13 protein-coding genes and 1 pseudogene are annotated in these 19,210 nt (G+C 35.7%); 8 read left to right on the top strand and 6 right to left on the bottom strand.

The genetic code is table 11. The features are described from left to right. Positions 1 to 6 precede the first annotated feature (6 nt). The 3 genes and pseudogenes from AC0J6S_RS06435 to AC0J6S_RS06425 all read right to left on the bottom strand — a co-directional run. Positions 7 to 681 (bottom strand): hypothetical protein, encoded by a 675-nt coding sequence (locus tag AC0J6S_RS06435; protein ID WP_474955958.1) that lies wholly within the window; start codon positions 679 to 681, stop codon positions 7 to 9. Positions 682 to 683: 2 nt separating this feature from the next. Further along, positions 684 to 1,340 carry a hypothetical protein gene (locus tag AC0J6S_RS06430; protein WP_474955957.1) on the bottom strand — a complete coding sequence of 219 codons (657 nt, stop codon included), beginning with the start codon at positions 1,338 to 1,340 and terminating at the stop codon, positions 684 to 686. A gap of 431 nt (positions 1,341 to 1,771) precedes the next feature. Continuing rightward, positions 1,772 to 1,999, bottom strand: a pseudogene (locus AC0J6S_RS06425) (cyclic pyranopterin phosphate synthase MoaA); the annotation flags it as partial. Between the two features lie 373 nt (positions 2,000 to 2,372). On the opposite strand from AC0J6S_RS06425, the gene AC0J6S_RS06420 reads away from it, so the two are divergent. The 8 genes from AC0J6S_RS06420 (at position 2,373) to acs (ending at position 13,395) form a co-directional block, all read left to right on the top strand. Beyond that, entirely contained in the window at positions 2,373 to 2,792 is a 420-nt protein-coding gene (locus AC0J6S_RS06420; protein ID WP_474955956.1) for an IS1/IS1595 family N-terminal zinc-binding domain-containing protein, read from the top strand. Positions 2,793 to 2,893: 101 nt separating this feature from the next. Beyond that, positions 2,894 to 4,273, top strand: a complete 1,380-nt coding sequence (locus tag AC0J6S_RS06415; protein ID WP_474955955.1) for a porin — start codon at positions 2,894 to 2,896, stop codon at positions 4,271 to 4,273. A gap of 22 nt (positions 4,274 to 4,295) precedes the next feature. Beyond that, positions 4,296 to 5,831, top strand: a complete 1,536-nt coding sequence (locus tag AC0J6S_RS06410; RefSeq protein ID WP_474955954.1) for an MFS transporter — start codon at positions 4,296 to 4,298, stop codon at positions 5,829 to 5,831. 99 nt (positions 5,832 to 5,930) lie between these two features. After that, positions 5,931 to 6,158, top strand: a complete 228-nt coding sequence (locus AC0J6S_RS06405) for a DUF6814 family protein (RefSeq protein ID WP_474955953.1) — start codon at positions 5,931 to 5,933, stop codon at positions 6,156 to 6,158. Positions 6,159 to 6,485: 327 nt separating this feature from the next. Further along, positions 6,486 to 9,191 carry an ATP-binding protein gene (locus AC0J6S_RS06400; RefSeq protein WP_474955952.1) on the top strand — a complete coding sequence of 902 codons (2,706 nt, stop codon included), beginning with the start codon at positions 6,486 to 6,488 and terminating at the stop codon, positions 9,189 to 9,191. 3 nt (positions 9,192 to 9,194) lie between these two features. Then, positions 9,195 to 9,557 carry a response regulator transcription factor gene (locus AC0J6S_RS06395; RefSeq protein WP_474955951.1) on the top strand — a complete coding sequence of 121 codons (363 nt, stop codon included), beginning with the start codon at positions 9,195 to 9,197 and terminating at the stop codon, positions 9,555 to 9,557. Between the two features lie 17 nt (positions 9,558 to 9,574). Continuing rightward, on the top strand, positions 9,575 to 11,473 hold the full coding sequence (locus AC0J6S_RS06390; RefSeq protein ID WP_474955950.1) for an acetate--CoA ligase: 1,899 nt from the start codon (positions 9,575 to 9,577) through the stop codon (positions 11,471 to 11,473). A 14-nt stretch (positions 11,474 to 11,487) separates the two neighbouring features. Continuing rightward, entirely contained in the window at positions 11,488 to 13,395 is a 1,908-nt protein-coding gene (acs, locus tag AC0J6S_RS06385; protein ID WP_474955949.1) for an acetate--CoA ligase, read from the top strand. A 117-nt stretch (positions 13,396 to 13,512) separates the two neighbouring features. On the opposite strand, the gene AC0J6S_RS06380 is transcribed toward acs, so the two are convergent. From AC0J6S_RS06380 to AC0J6S_RS06370, 3 genes are all read right to left on the bottom strand, one after another. Next, the gene (locus AC0J6S_RS06380; RefSeq protein ID WP_474955948.1) at positions 13,513 to 16,398 is read right to left on the bottom strand and encodes an alpha-amylase family glycosyl hydrolase; all 2,886 of its coding nucleotides are present in this window, start codon (positions 16,396 to 16,398) and stop codon (positions 13,513 to 13,515) included. A gap of 63 nt (positions 16,399 to 16,461) precedes the next feature. Continuing rightward, positions 16,462 to 17,574 (bottom strand): SusE domain-containing protein, encoded by a 1,113-nt coding sequence (locus tag AC0J6S_RS06375; protein WP_474955947.1) that lies wholly within the window; start codon positions 17,572 to 17,574, stop codon positions 16,462 to 16,464. Positions 17,575 to 17,598: 24 nt separating this feature from the next. Next, a complete protein-coding gene (locus AC0J6S_RS06370) occupies positions 17,599 to 19,197 on the bottom strand; it encodes a RagB/SusD family nutrient uptake outer membrane protein (RefSeq protein ID WP_474955946.1) in 1,599 nt (532 codons plus the stop codon). Positions 19,198 to 19,210 lie beyond the last annotated feature (13 nt).

Below are 19,210 nucleotides of genomic sequence, written 5' to 3'. Positions count from 1 at the left end.
ATAGATTTATTCTTTAGTTAATGTTGTTTCTTTAAGTTTTTCGTTAATCAGTGTAGCAACTTTCTCAATGTCTATTATATCACTAAACCTTCTTTTATACCCTATTATGTGAATTTTTTCATATTTAGTGTAGTAAACATTTCCGTTTGCGATAATTTGGCATTCTTTATTTTTTGAAAATCTATCGAATGCACTTTTGCCTTCACAAATAATTATTTCAGGCTGTACAATTGATACAATTTTATCAACCCAGTTTTTTGACTTATTATAAACTTTTAGATGCTTGAAATGACTTAACATTTTATATAATTCAGTTTCTTTGGTTGTTGCAAAAAAGAATTGATTAGTTTTTACCGAATTATCTAAATACTCTGTACAATTAGCTAATTGAAATAACATTCTTGTGTTTCTTGCTAATGCGTAATTAAAATCTTTGTATGAGTATTCTATTTTTTTTTGAATTCCTAACTTTTTGACCTTTAATCCATTGTTATGTTTATAATATCCAGCGCCCGGATTTATACCAATAAACATAAATTTTGGTTTGTAATGAAGACCCGAAAAAAGTATTTGTGTTCCTTTGTAGTATTTGTCTAATATTTTTGCTAATTGCTTATCATTTTCTAATTCATTTATAAAATTTTGAACTTCAGTTTCTATTTCTTTGTATATGCTTTTCATAGTTATTCTTCTGGTTTTTTAGCTTCCACAACTTTTACTGAAATAACTTTCTCTTTTTCATAAACTGTTATTGTTTCTTTATTTGTAGTATAATCAATTATATGATTTTCAATTTTATAGTTAAAAAAATTATTCTTGGCAAGTTTATCTCTCAACCTGTAATAATATTGATCATATTCACAACAGCCGTTATACTCAGCAATTATTATTTCTTTATTTTCTTTATCAAAAGTTGTGTTTCCATATGATAAAAAAGCCTCTCCATTAAGTTCGTCTAAAGTATTATTTCGAAAATCTGAATTTTCAATGACCTCAAAAATTCGATATACTTTTCTGTCAAAATCGAAAAGCCCAGTTTCTGAAATAATTAATTCTTTGCCGTTGTCAAAATTTACATCTTCAAAGAAAAATGGATCTTTTTCAATATTAAATTTTCGTTGAATATATATTGGTGTAAAGCTCTGAACAAATTCATTATTCATTTTTAAGTTTGGAATTGTAATGTCAATTGAAAAGTTTGTAAAATTTGCGTAAAATGTTTTTCCATCATTTTTTTTCAATTCTAAAATTGCTGGACCAACTATTTTTTCGTTTTCATTTGATGCTATTTTATTTGGAATCCATAATATTTTTACTTTATACCCATTAATTAAATTCAAATATTCAATTGTTATTTGTGGCGTTTCGTTTAAATTTTCGGTGTCAAGATTTTTGCTGTGACAACTTGTCGTAATAAGGAAAAATAATAGTAAGCTATATTTCATTGTTTTTTGGTTTAGTCGGTTCGATAGCATTGCAGGCAACTAGCTTATACGTCTGACAAAATTAGACTTAATATCCCACAAATTGGGTAGATATGTCTGACAAGCATCAGTATTTACTTATTTTCAAATATATAACTTAATACCGAAAATACTTATAAAAACTAATTAAGCTTAATGTCTTTTTCAAAAATACTACCTTCTTAATTGTAAACTTTACGTAAAACCACATTCTCTGTCTTTTTTGCACAAATGCACTAGCCCTAGTAGCAGTGGAAACCGGGTTGTAACGAATAACGGGAAAAGCTCCTAAAAAAAATTTTAGAAAATTAACCGACAATAGCAATCATGCTGCGGTTGTCTTGATGCAAAGCGGGATTGTTTACATCCTCGATAGTAGTCATTCCTGCGCGTACTTTCTTTTTGTTTTTAATGGAAAAAGCAATCAAGTCTTCTATCGCTTCGCCATTCCGGAAAGGCGTCAGTAGATCTGTTTCGGAGTTGGAGAACAAACAGTTTTTTATTTTGCCATTGGCTGTAAGGCGAATTCTGTTGCAATGCAAGAACAGCACTGATTTCAATAATTGCACTTGCAACTGAAGTATATTTATTTTCGAAAGCAAGGGCATAGATAGTATTTATGTCTGTTTTTGAAAACTCAAGCTTCTATTGTTCGTTATTGAGCATATTATAAACCAATCATTTCACATCACAACGTTATTACGACATCCAAAAGATACTATTGCAAACAAAACGATTTCAAAACATTTAAGATTCTAAGCATGGCTTTATTTCAAAAAGGATAAAATTTATCAAACACACACATTTTTTTCAATAAAAATGCACCTTTAATAAATTTAAAACGATTTTATTATACAATTCTCTTTTATATAGTTGCTAAATTACTATATTTATGCAAAATTTATATATATGGAACTTTTAACGTGTCCGAAATGCCAAAACGACCACATCATAAAAAGTGGTATAATTAACAGTAAACAAAGGTATTTATGTAAAAAATGTAATTACTTTTTTACGGTAAATAAAATTGGAAAAAAGATAGATGATTATTATGTTACCAAAGCTTTACAGCTCTATCTCGAAGGTTTGAGTTTTCGCGAAATTGAGCGCATTATTGGGGTTTCCCACGTGACCGTAAGTAATTGGGTAAAGACCTTCAACATAAAAAAACCCTCTCACGCCAACTACCATCCTACCTATAAGATTTTTAGCCACTTAGAACTGGTAGAATATTTAAAAAACAAACAATTACTTTCCGGTGCAGGTATGATAATAACGGAACTTGGAGACAAGTTTATGCTTATAAAATGGGAACGATTCAAAGATTAACTATAGTAGTTTACACATAAATATATCAAAATTTTTTTTCAGCATAAAATAATTCAATTTGGCACTTTATTAACCAACCATTTAGTAACCAATTCCTATTTATGAAAAAAATATTTTTCACAGCTTCGGTCCTCTTACTGACTCTGCAGGGTTTTTCTCAAGGCTCAACAGATTATGGTGCAGGACTAAAATTTAACCTGAACGAAGACGGCTCCAAGTTCATGCGAGTGATCGCGTGGAACCAAATCTGGTTTCGTTCTGCAGAAATGAATCCTGGAACCATGATTGGAGGAGAGCCAACATCAACTGCAACCGACATTGGTAATCGACGTTTGCGTTTTCTAGCTTATGCTCAAGTATCTAAAAGATACATGATCTTAACCCATTTTGGAATCAACAACCAAACTTTTATTAACGGTGGCGCAGCAGGAACCTCAGGTACTGGTGGCTACGGTGCCGGAAAAAAACCTGGTTTATTCTTTCATGATGCATGGAATGAATATGCTGTTGTATTGCCAGAAAAGGATAAGAAATTTAGTTTCACCCTCGGTGCTGGATTGCACTACTACATGGGATTGTCTAGACTAACGATGGCTTCAACGCTGAACTTCCTAACCATAGACGCACCAATTTTTAACTGGCCACTAATTGAAAACTCTGATCAGTTTGCCAGACAAGTGGGTTTATTTGCTAAAGGGAAATATGGCAAACTAGAATACCGCTTGAGTTACAACAAACCTTATGCTACCAACTTAACACCTACAAACACCACGACTGCATCGAATGCCGTAGCTGTAGATAACAGTGGTGCGACAAAATGGTCTAAGGCCGGTTATTTCGAATACCAGTTTTTAGATCAAGAAGCCAATGTATTGCCTTTTAAAGTAGGTAGCTATTTAGGAACTAAAAAAGTATTCAACGTTGGTGCTGGTTTTTACACTGCACCTGATGCTACAAAAACTTCTGTAAACAGCACTATCAACAAACATGACATCAAACTTTTCTCTGCCGATGTTTTTCTTGATATGCCTATTGGAAAAAAAGAAAACAAAATGGCCGTTACAGGTTACAGTGTACTATATGATTATGATTTTGGTCCTAATTATTTGCGTAATGTTGGAATTATGAATATTGGCTCAGTAGATCCAAATTTCACTGGGAGTAGAGCTATAGCGGGAGCTGGAAATGCACAGCCAACGATTGGCTCTGGAACTATATGGTATACGCAAGCGGGTATTTTATTGCCCAATAAAGAGGCAAAACCTAAAGTTAGAATCCAGCCCTTTGGTGCTGTTACTTACAAAAACTTTGATGCTTTAACACAGTCAAGTACACAATTTGATGTGGGATCAAACTTTTTTATTGACGGACACCATTCCAAAATAACGGCACAATATTCAACTAGACCCGTATACACCTCTCTAACAAACCGCTCCGGATCATTAGGAGACTTCGTAGTACAACTTCAAATTTATCTATAATCAATTTTAAAAATAACAATACATGAAAGAAAAATCAACAAAAGGAATTTGGAAAGTTATTTCCGCATCCTCAATGGGTACTATGATCGAATGGTATGACTTTTACATCTTTGGAAGTTTAGCCGTTGTAATTTCAACTAAATTTTTCCCTTCGGATAATCCAACAGCTGCTTTCCTGTCAACTTTGGCAACATTTGCAGCAGGGTTTGTAGTTAGACCATTTGGAGCTCTTTTCTTCGGAAGATTAGGAGATTTAATTGGAAGAAAATACACCTTCATGGTTACTTTACTTTTAATGGGTGGTGCTACATTCTTGATAGGTTGTATTCCGAGTTATGAAACCATTGGATTTATGGCTCCTTTATTAGTATTAATTCTTCGATTATTGCAAGGCCTTGCGCTGGGTGGTGAATATGGTGGAGCAGCGACTTACGTAGCCGAACATGCGCCAGTAGGACAAAGAGGATATTGGACTTCTTGGATTCAAACTACTGCAACGGTGGGTTTATTCATCTCTTTAATGGTAATTCTTGCTACAAGAAATGTCCTAACACCAGAACAATTTGATGAATGGGGATGGAGAGTTCCGTTTTGGTTATCTATAGTTATGGTTGGAGTTTCGTACTTGATTAGAAAAAACATGGATGAATCACCTGTTTTCGCCAAAGCGAAAAGCGAAGGAAAAACAAGTACAAATCCTTTGAAAGAAAGTTTTGGAAATCGGTACAATATGAAATTTGTATTATTGGCTTTATTTGGAGCTACAATGGGACAAGGTGTTGTTTGGTATACTGGTCAGTTTTATGCAATGAATTTCATGAAAACTGTAATGTCCATTGACTCCTCTCAAGTGGATACTTTATTAGGAGTTGCCTTAATTATTGGAACTCCATTTTTCGTGTTTTTTGGTTGGTTGAGTGATAAAGTAGGTAGAAAATACATTATGATGGGCGGAATGTTATTGGCTATCTTATTATACAGACCTATCTACAAACAAATGTACGAAACCACATCAGTAAAAAACAAAACTGAAATGGTCGAAAAAACTACTGTACTTGCTGAATTAAAGGAAACCAAAAAACAGACTATGGATTCAATCTACACTACCAGTAAAGAGTATGTGGATGGAACTACTTTTCAAGAAATAAAAACCGTACATTTAGAAAACGGTGTAGCAATCATGGTGGATGGTAAAGCGAAGGTTGACACTAAAACAACTGTAAAAATTAACTCCAGCGACAATTGGGCTTTGATATTTCTAGTATTTGTGCAAGTAATATTTGTGACTATGGTTTACGGTCCTATTGCCGCATTCTTAGTTGAAATGTTCCCTGTAAAAATCAGGTACACATCCATGTCATTGCCATACCACGTAGGGAATGGAATTTTTGGAGGATTACTTCCCGCTATTTCAACCTATTTTGTTACCAATGCGAAAGACCTAGGCCATCCGGAATATTATCTTGAAGGACTTTGGTATCCAATTGTTATTGCTGCAGTCAGTTTTGTAGTTGGAATGGTTTACATTAAAAATAAAGATAAAAACGCTCACGAATAAAAACACAGCAATGAAATGAGCATTACTGCAATTGGGTTGTAAACACCAATGATGATATGCAAATTACAAATAGCCTATAAAAACATTAAATATCAAATTATGAATCAAATAAAAAGAGTTTTAGGATTAGTTTGGATCGCTTGTGCTGCTGCTGCAGCGTATTTCTGCATCTTCACTTTTGGATTACCAAAACTTATATCCGGTAAACAAGAGGATCTAGTATTCGGGATTATCATCCTTTTTATACTTACACCATTAATTGTTTTAGGATTGGGAGCCTTTGGGTACTTCTCCTTAATGGGAGATTACGATGAAAAAGACAGTTAACCAAACCATTACCAAAATAGACAGTCTCTGCATTAATTTGCAGAGGTTGTTTATTTTTTTTAATCAAGCCTTAGATTCTAAAACAGAATCATAAAAAAAGGCGAAAGAACATACCGCTGTAAAGCAAACTGCATCTTCTTATGAAAAAGAGACATGAACAAAAGTTGGTTATCCTTTCAATGCTAATGCTATTAGCTTTGAACGTACCACTCTTGTTGTTATTTGACAGTTCAAAACCCCTTTTCGGATTCCCAATAATCTATATTTATATCTTCTCGGCATGGCTGTTTTCAATCGCCATATCGTACCTAATCATAAAAAGATATTATGAATAGCATTGGACTCTTATTAATATTGGTGCTTTATTTGTCGATTCTTTTTTACATTGCCTATTGGTCCGAAAAAAGAAGCCATTCTAAATGGACAAATAATCCCTACATCTATTCCTTTTCATTAGCCGTATATTGTACAGCCTGGACCTATTATGGAAGTATTGGTGTTGCTGCAGAATCCGGTATGAGTTATTTACCCATTTATTTAGGTCCCATATTAATTATCCCAACATGGATGATTATTCTCAAAAAAATCATCCGAATTTCGAGAGTAAATAAAATTTCCAGCATTGCAGATTTTATTTCTTTACGATACGGAAACAGTAGATTTCTGGGAGCTTTAGTAACTACGATTTGCATTGTTGGTATTTTACCCTATATATCTTTACAGTTAAAGTCAATTTCAGACACTTTTCATATTGTCACCAAAACGCAATCGAGTGACAATATTTTCACTGATACCACAACCTATGTTTGCATAGCACTGGCTTTATTTGCTTCATATTATGGTACCAAATATGTAGATGCTTCTGAAAAAAGACGCGGAATCGTCACCGCAGTGGCCATGGAATCTATCCTGAAGTTAGTTTTCTTTTTAATCGTGGGGATTTATGTTACCTATTTTGTTTTTGACGGCTTTGACGACATCTATCAAAAAGCGGCAGTCCTTAAAGATTTCGACAAGAAAAATACGATTGGCGGCATCACAAACGGAATCAACTGGTTCTTTCTTTGTATTTTATCAATGTTTGCTATTTTTCTTCTGCCAAGACAATTTCACACGGCGATTGTCGAAAACAATAAAGAATCCCACATCCGAACAGCGATTTGGCTTTTTCCGTTGTACCTGCTACTTTTCAACCTTTTTGTTTTTCCAATCGCCTGGGGAGGCAACATTCTTTTTGAAGGAAAAGGCCATAATTCAGATACATATTCCTTATTAATTCCACAGTTTTTCGACAATAATGTATTGACAGTGATGGTTTTTCTGGGCGGATTTTCGGCAGCTATTTCGATGATTATTGTTTCTTCAATTGCACTCGCTACCATGCTGAGCAACAACTTACTGATTCCGTATGGCTTCATTGGCTCACTAGAAAATTCATCTCAACAAAAAAACAGCAAACGTATTGTAAACAGTAGAAAAATAGGGATTTTTTCGCTTATAATTTTGGCATATGCCATCTATCGAATTTTCATCTTAGACTATTCATTGGTTTCCATTGGATTGGTTTCCTTTGTCGTTATAGCACAACTGGCTCCCTCCTTTTTTGGTGCATTATTCTGGAAAAGAGGTTCTAAATTTGGTGCGGTAACGGGGATTATTCTTGGGTTTTTAACCTGTTTTTACACCCTACTAATTCCGTATGCTATTGGAATCACAAAATCAACCAGCCTGTTTATTCAGGAAGGACCTTGGGGAATTGAATTACTAAAACCTTTTCAACTTTTTGGTTTGGATTATTTAGAACCTATTCCACATGCCGTTTTTTGGAGTCTATTAATTAATATTCTGAGTTATTCTGCGGTATCCGTGAGTTTCAAAGGCAATTACAGAGAACGCAATTACGCTGAAATGTTTGTCGATATTGATAAATACATTACCAATCACGAAAATGCTTTTGTATGGAAAGGAACGGCATATATTTCTGATATTCAAAAAGTGTTGCAGCGATTTTTGGGAGAAGAAAGAACAAAACGAGCTTTGACTATTTTTAATTTAAAATACAACATTGATAAAAATATTACGACCGCAGATGCCCGATTTATAAAGTTTGCCGAGAATTTATTGACGGGACATATTGGTACGGCTTCCGCCAAAATATTAATATCGAGTGTAATCAAAGAAGACAAAATCAGTTTACCGGAAGTCTTGCGAATTTTGGAAGAATCCAAAGAAAATATCATCATCAACAAGAAGTTGACGGATACTTCGAATGAATTAAAAAAAATATCCGAACAACTCAAAAATGCGAATCAGGAATTAGTCAACAAAGACATTCAAAAAGATGAATTTCTGGATACGGTTACTCATGAATTGAGAACTCCGATAACCGCCATTCGTGCCGCAAGCGAAATCCTTCACGACGATGATGACATTCCCGAAGAGTTGAGAAAGCAGTTTTTGCAAAACATCATTTCCGAGTCGGACCGATTGAACCGTTTGATTGACAAAATTTTGGATTTAGAAAAATTTGAAACCGGAAAACAAAAGATTTATTTGTCTAAAAATAACATCACAAAAACGATTAAAAACACGTTGGATTCCCTTCAACAATTAATAAAAAATAAAAAAATTAGTATTGAATTTGAGGATGTATCCAAAGAAATAAAAGCTTTTTATGACGAAGAGCGAATCGTTCAGGTCATCCATAATTTAGTTTCAAATGCTATAAAATTCTGTTCAGAAACAGACGGAAAAATAGTGATTTCCATTGCTGAAAATAAAGACAATATCGAAGTCAAAATTCACAACAATGGTAAGGGAATTAAAAAAGAGGATTTTGAAGCCATTTTTGATAAATTCTATCAATCTCGAAACCAAAACGTAAAAAAACCCATAGGAAGTGGACTGGGTTTAGCCATTTGTAAACAAATAATAGAACATCATAAAGGTAAAATTTGGGCTGAAGATAATGTAGCTGAAGGAGCCACCTTGATCTTTACATTACCAAATTATAATACAGCAGAAAATAGTTAAAAAATGAAAAAGATTTTAATTGTAGATGACGAACCAAACATTGTAATGTCACTGGAATACACTTTCAAAAAGAACAATTTTGAAGTTTTCATAGCGCGTGACGGCCAGGAAGCACTGGATATTTTAAAAAAACAACTTCCGGATGTCATTATTCTGGATGTCATGATGCCTATGGTGGATGGTTTTGCCACATTAGAACAAATAAAAAAAGACGAAAGGTTACAGCATTGCAAGGTTATTTTCCTTTCGGCAAAAAACAAAGAAAAAGACATTGAAAAAGGACTCTCATTAGGGGCAAATTTATATGTCGTGAAGCCTTTTTCAGTTAAAAAACTAGTCGATCAAGTTCATGAATTAATTCAATAAGAAAAAAATTCAATACAATGGAATACAAGGAAATTTATGAGGACAGCATTGCACATCCAGAAAAATTCTGGGCAGAACAAGCTGATGCAATTGAGTGGTACAATAAACCGGAGACAATTTTATCGAAAGACGAAAATGGATACCCGCTTTGGTACAAAGATGGCGAATTAAACATTTGTTATTTGGCGCTAGACAAGCACATTCAGGATGGCTGTGGCGATCAGGTCGCTTTTATTTATGATTCTCCGGTGACACAAACCGTAAAAAAATACACTTTTTCGGGAGTAAAAACCGAAGTCGCAAAACTCGCAGGAGGCATGCAATCACTGGGATTAAAAAAAGGCGACACCGCCATAATTTATATGCCCATGATTCCTCAAACTGCTTTTGCGATGTTGGCTTGCGCGAGAATTGGCGTGATTCATTCGGTCGTTTTTGGGGGTTTTGCGCCACATGAATTGGCCATCAGAATTGACGATTGCAAACCCAGAGCGATTATTACTGCCTCATCCGGGATTGAAGTGGACCGTTTGATTGCTTACAAACCTTTGGTAGATGAGGCCATTGCATTGGCAAGTCACCGACCAAAAAAAGTAATCGTTTTCAATAGAAAATTAGGCGCCCGAATTCCGTTTAAAAAATACGATGTAGATTACGACGCCTTGGTTTACGGCTCCGAAGAAGCACCTTGTGTTCCTGTAAATTCCAATCATCCGCTGTATATTTTGTACACTTCCGGAACTACAGGAAAACCAAAAGGAATTGTTAGAGATACTGGTGGATATGCCGTAGCATTGAAATTTTCGATGAAATACATTTACAATGTAAAGGAAGATGAGACTTTCTGGGCAGCATCGGATATGGGCTGGGCAGTTGGGCATAGCTACATTCTTTACGGACCGTTATTAAACCGAAATACAACTATAATTTTTGAAGGCAAACCAATCAAAACTCCAGATGCAAGTACGTTTTGGAGAATAATTTCAGAACATAAAGTAGGCACGATGTTTACGGCTCCAACCGCCATTAGAGCCATCAAAAAAGAAGATCCCGATGGAGAATTCATCAAACAATATGATTTGAGCGCTCTTAAAAACCAATTTTTGGCGGGAGAACGTTGTGATAATACCACATTAGAATGGTACCAACAACACATTCCTATTCCCGTAATTGATCATTGGTGGCAAACAGAATCCGGTTGGCCAATGATTGCCAATTCTCTTGGTATTGAAAAAATGCCCGTCAAATCCGGTTCTGCCACAAAAGCAGTTTGTGGGTATGACATTCGGATTTTTAATGAAAACGGCGACGAATTAAAAGCCAATGAAGAGGGCTTAGTGGTTGTAAAACTGCCATTGCCTCCTGGAAATATGTTGGGTATTTGGGAAAACGAAGCACGCTTCAAAGCCGGTTATTTCAGCAAATTTGACGGTTATTATTTGTCTGGCGATGGTGGTTATAAAGATGAAGACGGTTATATTTTCATCACCGGAAGAACGGATGATGTGATAAATGTAGCGGGACATCGATTGTCAACAGCGGAAATGGAAGAAGTTGTTGCCTCCCATCATTCCGTGGCTGAATGTGCCGTTATTGGAATTCACGATGAGTTGAAAGGACAAATTCCTCTGGCTTTGGTAGTAACCAAATCAGGAGATGAAATCGAACATTATCAATTGGAACAAGAAATCATTAAACTGGTTCGCCAGCAAATTGGAGCTGTTGCTTCATTGAGAAATGTAGTTATTGTACAACGATTACCAAAAACACGCTCGGGGAAAATCCTCCGAAAACTGATGCGCAGCATTACCGATGGCGAGGAATTCCAGATTCCGTCCACTATTGATGACGAATCCATTGTGGAGGAAATCAGTGCAACATTAAAAAAGTATAAAATAGGAGTTTATAATATTTAAAATTTACCAAAATCATGAGTTACTATAAAATCAATAATTTAGAAGAGTACTTTAAACATTACAAAAAATCAGTTCGCGAGCCTAGAAAATTTTGGGACAAAGTAGCTGCTGAAAATTTTACATGGTACCAGCAATGGGACAAAGTAGTCGATTTCAACATGGCTGAAGCCGAAATAAAATGGTTTACCAATGCCAAAGTAAACATTGTAAAAAACTGCATCGACAGGCATCTGGCTAAAAAAGGAGATAAAACAGCCATCATTTTTGAACCAAATGATCCAACTGAAGAAGCTTTGCATATTTCCTACAATGAGTTGTACGAACGTGTTTGCAAAATGGCGAACGTCCTAAAAGAACAAGGAATACAAAAAGGAGATCGTGTTTGTATTTACTTGCCAATGATTCCTGAATTAGCAATTACCACTTTGGCCTGCGCTAGAATTGGAGCCATTCACTCGGTTGTTTTTGCAGGATTTTCAGCTTCGGCAGTTGCAGCAAGAATCAATGACAGCGAATGTAAAATGGTCATCACCTCAGATGGAGGATATCGTGGGAACAAAACCATCGATTTAAAAAGTATCGTTGATGAAGCCTTATTGAATTGTCCTTGTGTGGAGAACGTTTTGGTTGCTAAAAGAATCAACTCCACTATCAACATGAAAGAAGGTCGTGACCAATGGTTGCAGCCTCTTTTAGACCAAGCTTCGGATAATAATGTGGCTGAAATCATGGATGCCGAAGATCCTTTATTCATCCTTTATACTTCCGGTTCAACAGGAAAACCAAAAGGAATGGTACATACTACGGCGGGTTATATGGTGTATTCAGCCTATACCTTTAAAAACGTTTTTAATTACGAAGACAATGATATTTTCTGGTGTACCGCTGATATTGGCTGGATTACCGGACACTCTTATATTCTTTACGGGCCGTTATTGAACGGAGCTACAACGGTAATTTTCGAAGGCGTTCCGTCTTATCCGGATTTCAGTCGTTTTTGGCAAACTATCGAAAAGCATAAAGTTACCCAGTTTTATACGGCACCAACAGCGATTAGAGCTTTGGCAAAAGAAAGCATTGAATACGTACAAAGGTACCAATTGACCTCTTTGAAAGTAATTGGATCCGTAGGAGAACCCATCAACGAGGAAGCTTGGCACTGGTACAACAACCACGTAGGTGATAAAAAATGTCCTGTGGTAGATACTTGGTGGCAAACAGAAACCGGAGGAATTATGATTTCACCAATTGCTTTTGTAACGCCAACAAAACCAACTTACGCTTCGTTACCGTTACCAGGAATCCAACCTGTTTTGATGGATGAAAGACGCAACGAAATTGAAGGCAATCAGGTTACCGGAAGTTTATGTATTAAATTTCCTTGGCCCGGAATTGCAAGAACCATTTGGGGCGATCACCAACGATATAAGGAAACCTATTTTTCAACCTTTCCAGGCAAATATTTCACTGGCGACGGTGCTTTACGTGACGAAGTTGGGTATTACAGAATCACTGGTCGTGTAGATGATGTGGTAATTGTTTCGGGACACAATCTGGGAACGGCTCCTATAGAAGATGCCATCAATGAGCATCCTGCGGTTGCAGAATCAGCCATTGTAGGTTTCCCGCATGATATTAAGGGAAATGCTTTGTATGGTTTTGTAATTCTAAAAGAAACCGGAGAATACCGCGATAGAGAAAACCTGAGTAAAGAGATTAACCAACACATATCCGATCACATTGGACCAATTGCAAAATTGGATAAAATCCAATTTGTTTCCGGTTTACCAAAAACCCGTTCCGGAAAAATCATGCGTAGAATTCTGCGTAAGATTGCTGAAGGTGATTATTCTAATTTTGGCGATACCTCAACGCTGTTGAACCCTGAAATTGTGGATGAAATCAAAGACGGTAAAATTTAATTTTTCTTAGTTGTAGTAATTTGTTGAAAACTGTTTCATTTATGGAGCAGTTTTTTTTATATAAAAAAGGCTGTCTTGTTAAAGACAGCCTTTTTTATATAAAAAAAACAAACCGTATTATTCCTTAATGAACTTCAATACCTGTCCTCCATTATTCTCATCATACGCTTTTACTATATAAAACCCTTGATTCAAATCACTAATTATATATTGATGTCCTTCAGATTGATTTGCATCAAACGTTTTTACCAATTGTCCTGTTATAGAAAAAATCTGCACTTTAGAAGTCGCCGTATTTAAAGTAAAATAATCAGACGCAGGGTTTGGATACAACGCAATTGTTGGTGATTTTTCGTAATCTGCTATTGCCAATGATGCTGTTTTATTACCGTAGATTCGGTAATCACCAGCCGGAATTGTTATTGGATCATTTACATTAACAACTGTGATTGTTGTATTATCCATCAAATTGTACCACTCACCAGTATAAGGAAATCCAGTTGCTACATTTTGTGTGGTTACATTAAAATTAGCCAAGATCAAAACATCTTTAAGTTGGCTTGAAGCCAAAGCACTATTGGTAATTCTGATATTTGGATATAACGAACTCGTGTTTGCTATGCTAGCAGTTCCTGAAAAAACAGGCTCTACAGTCTTCAGCGTAATCATTTTAGACCAATCGTTATAAATTTTAGTCCTATTGATATCTCCAAGCCAATTTCCAGTCCATTGTGGCTGCGGTTTTGTATCCAGTTTACAATCCCCAGACGTTCCATCAGAAGGTGTGTTTACAACGCCATTATTACAAGAAAATATAGATTTTTCCCAACCCAATTCACCAAATTGCCATATCATTTTTGGCCCAGGAACCAATAATGAAACAGCTCCCAAGGCAGACATTCTGGATAAAGCTACATTTAATGTTTTTACATTATGGGCAGCATTGGTATTATTCCCGAATTGTAAATTTTTATACATTAGTCGTTCCTCATCATGACTTTCGGCATAACCCATCAATCTATTGGTGGTAAATCCTCTGCTCGCACTATTCATACGAGAAATATTTCCAGAATATCCCATAGACAATTCATTGTATTGACTAGTCATTATTCCCCACATCATAATTCCTTTACTAATTCCATCAGACTCACCTGCAATTCTGTAATTAGCCCATTGTTGTTCCTCTGTATCCGAACCTAAATGTTCAAAAATGGTGTAATGTGTAGGGTCTAAGCTCCAAGAATAATCCGCATACTTTTTTAAAACATCAACACGGTCTTGTTGATAGTTATTGGTACATGTTTGATCTGCGTCCGTACAATTTTGTGTAAAACCTTTGGTTAAATCCCAACGGAAACCGTCAATTTTATATTCTTCAACCCATTGTTTAATGACACGTTGCACATAATTTTGTGTTCTTGGCTGTTGATGATTAAAATCCTCTCCAACATTATAACTGTGCATAGCTGCTGTGTTAAAATAAGGATTTTCCGTTGAAGGTGAACCCCAACCATCGCCATCAGGATCATTCATCCACATACGAAGCATTGGATTTCTGCCAAAAGCGTGATTCAATGCCACATCAAGAATAACGGCAATTCCGTTTTTATGGCATAAATCCACAAACTCTTTTAACTTATCAGAAGTACCGTAGAATTTATCCAAAGCCATGTGAAAAGAGGTGTTGTAACCCCAACTTTCGTTGCCTTCATATTCCATTACCGGCATTAACTCAATCGCATTTATTTTCAAATTTTTGAAATAATCAATTTTATTAATTAAGTCCTGATAGCTTCTGTTGGCGTCAAAATCACGCACTAACAATTCGTAAACCACTAAAATCTCCTTTGCAGGTTTGACAAAATTTGTGGTGGCACTACTCCAAGCATAAGGAGTTTTTCCCGTTTGCAATACTGTTACTTCTCTGTCTTGACCTACTGGATAAACTGGTAGATTTGGATAACTGGAAGCAGGAATAAAAGGATCATCATTAGGAGACAACACTAACGTCGAATACGGATCGGCAGTTTTCACTAAAGAAGGTGTTCCTGCGATAGGCGTTGCATCGACTACCCAATATTGGTACGTATAATTTGTACCCGAAACCAATCCTGTTAATTCTAACCAAAACTTGCCTGAAACTGGATCTTTTTTCATGGCAAAAGAACCTGTTGGTTGCCAATCGTTGAAACTTCCCGCTACGTAAATAAAATCTTTGAATGGTGCATCTAAAACCAAAGTTGCTTTTGTAACGTCGGCAGAATTATAATTGATTCCGTCTAATAAACCTGCGGGCATTACCTCACTTACTACATTTGGATTCACTATCGCACTGAACTTTTTAGTGATTACAGTTGTCCCTTGAGTAACCTGCAATTCGTAGTTTTGATTTCCTGTAATATTTGTGTGATTATAAGAATAACTGGAAGCTGCTGCATTTGTATTTAATGTAATACCGTTTGCTTTCAACACATAACTGGCATTTCCACTAGTATTAGAAGCTGAAATACTTAAACTCCCGCCTGAAGCAATAATTGTCGAACTATTTTCAGCCGGTGTTGATAATGTCACTTGGTACGCACCCACTTCAACAAAATTATCTTGGGATTTTTTGTCACCTGTTCCATCTTTAGCTTTCACAAGGAAACCTATTCTACCTATTCCATTTCTGTTATAGAAAACATTTGGAGTAAATGTTTTAGTGTAGGTATCTGTCGCTGAATTATAGGAAAATCTATTCGCTTCGTTAGATGAAGTCCATGTACCGTTAGTAGGACAATCCACACTGTTCGCATCATTGATATCAAAAGACCAAGTCCACATATAAATTGCATTTCCGGTAACTCCCCACGCCCCTTCATTTATGGCAGTCCCATTAATAGTGATTGTTATGGATGTTGTTTCTTCAAAGGTCGCCGGATTAATAGAATAAGCGACAGACTGTTGCTGCGCAGTGGCTACAATTGAAAGAAAAAACAATATAAAAAGTATAGTTTTTCTCATGGTTTTTTGGTTTTATAAAAAAAGGGCTATTAAAAAAATAGCCCTTTAGTTTATTGAAATAAATTATTCTTGATTAGGAATCATTAAATAACTACCATCTAAATCATTGAAATAGATTTTATATTTTGATTTAGCGACTGGTATATCTCCGGAGCTTGTTCCGTTATTTGGGAATGCTGAAAAAGCAGTGTTTCCACCCCAATTTACGTCCCATGCATTATTTGCTCTAAATTTAGCTTTACCATCATTTAATGGCAATAAATTTAATGACCAAACATGAGAATTAAATGTAGACTGAGTTAATGCTGTTGAACCATCCCATCCTAATGGTGTACTATCTCCAATAATACCTACTGTTGTAAAAGTTGCAGCAGCGGCTGCATTATAAGCCACTAAAGTATACTTTAGTGTTTCAGTATTCATTGTGAAAGTATAATATCCTTCAGTTGCGATTTCAAAAGATGCTGGATCTGGATCAGCTTCTGTAGATCGAGCTACAATAGCACCGTTATCTCCTTTACCATACATTGGAGCCCATTGTCCAGGTGTAGAAATTAATTTGAAAGCACCTGCTTTAAAGAATCCTGTGAATTGATATAAACTTGGATTTGTTCCACTTCTAAACAAAGGTTGATTATTGTTATTATTGTTCCATCCTGAAGCAGTTGCATCACCTACAAAATACCAATCTGTAAATGCATAAGGAATTAATCCAGTATACGCATTAACTAAAATAGTCAATGGAGTTTCGGACATCATTTTTTCAATTCCTGCCAAACTTGAAACAACTTTGATATCATAAGAACCTAATTCGTCAGGTGTACCACCCAATTCAATAACCGCTTGATTCAACGTTTTTACAGTTACTTCGACTTGAGTTGCTCCAGAAGTTCCTCCAAGTTCAACTGCTTTAGTAAAATCTCCACCTTTGACATCGATTAAAAGTTTGTACCCAATTTCAACATTACCAGCATAAGTTGCTTTAGTCCAAACAAAACGTTCTGCAACTTCTTCTGCATTTTCTTCTAACAATATGTATGATTTATCATTTTCCGGCGCAACTAATTCTGGAGTGTCAATCCCCTCAATTACTGGTCTATCTTCTACATCCTCTACGCTACAAGACAAGGCTAGTACCGCAAATAAAGCAATTACTGATTTCGTTATATTTTTCATTTTTTATTTATTTTTTAATAATTATTAATATCCAGGGTTTTGTTGTAATTTATTGTTTGAAGATAATGCAGTTGCAGGAATAGGAAATAAATTCCTAAAGGCTTGAGTTGGAGCTCCACCAGCTACATTTCCTTTCCATGGCCATAAATAACTACCACCTGAAAATTTACCAAAACGAATTAAATCTGTTCTTCTGTGTCCTTCCCAGTGTAGTTCTTTTGCTCTTTCGTCAAGGATCAAGTTTGCACCTGCAGCATCAGCAGTAAGTGAGCTTATCGTTGAAGCATTTGCTCTGGTTCTTAAAGCATTTACATATCCTCTCGCAGTACCAAGATCACCTACTTTACCAACAACTGCACATTCAGCGTACATTAAATACGCATCTGCTAAACGGAACATTGGAAAATCAGAGTCAGAGAAGTCTCCTGATTTATCTGAACCAGAAACACCATTAACATCTACATTTCTAAATTTTTGGATTGCATAACCATCAGTAAATGTGCCAATATCTACAATTTCTTTAGTTTGTCCATCGGTATAGAATTGACCTCTTGCATCGGTAGTATTTTCACTAAACTTGTTCACAAATGCTGATGTTGTTCTAATACCAGCCCAACCACCATTGATTCCAAATTCAGAAGCTTTCATAGTACCACCAACTGGTGCATGCGTTAAGAAAGTAGTCCCACCATAGGTTTGAGTTCTAAGACCGTCAAAAGCAATTGTGAAGATAAATTCGTTTTGTGCTCCGTTTCTATCATTGTCAGCAAAAAACAATTGGTTATAGTTATTATGCAAAGCATACCCTGATCCAATTACTTTATTGATTAATGGTAATGCTCCAGCATAATTATCAGTACCAATATAAACTTTAGCATTCATGTACAACTTAGCTTGTAACATCCAGGCTGCTGCTTGGTCTACACGATACGCCTCATTTGATTTTGGTGCTTTCAATTCTGGTGTAATAGCTGTTAATTCTTCATCAACAAACTTGTATAATTCTGCTCTTGAAGCATATTCAGGATAGTAAAAACTCGTTGGTGAATCTTCAGTTACCAATGATCCTCCACCATACATGTCAATTAAATGCCAATAAGTGAATGCTCTAATGAAACGTGCCTCAGCTCTGTATGTTTTGATTTCAGCTATTAAAGCAGCATCAAGACCTCTAGCAGCTAACTTTTCATCTGTAGTTTGTCTTAAAAACTCATTGCAGTTTACAATCTGAAAAGAAAAACGAGCAAATGTAGCCGTGATAAAACGGTCCAAAGAAGTCCATGTTTGAGAATGTAAATCTTTTATTGTTCCGTCATTCCAAGCAATAACCGCTTCATCAGTTGTCAGTTCCTGCATTAACCAGAAACCTCTAATATACTGGCTTTCCCCTTCATCAATACCGGAGATATCAGGAGAACCCGCTGCAGTTTGACCTGAAGTAGCAAATCCTGCGTATAATTTAGCCAAATATTGTTTGTATGATTCTGGCGTACTAAAAAACTCTTCTCCTGGAATTGCAACATTGCTGTCCGGGGCTTGATTCAAATCATCTGTACACGATGGGAATAATAGCACCAACAGTAACAAAGAAATACCCAATAATTTTATTTGTGTCTTTTTCATTTTTCTTGTTATT

Source organism: Flavobacterium sp. TS_SC_5 (assembly GCF_056156265.1).
This window is presented reverse-complemented; position numbering and strand designations above follow the sequence as displayed.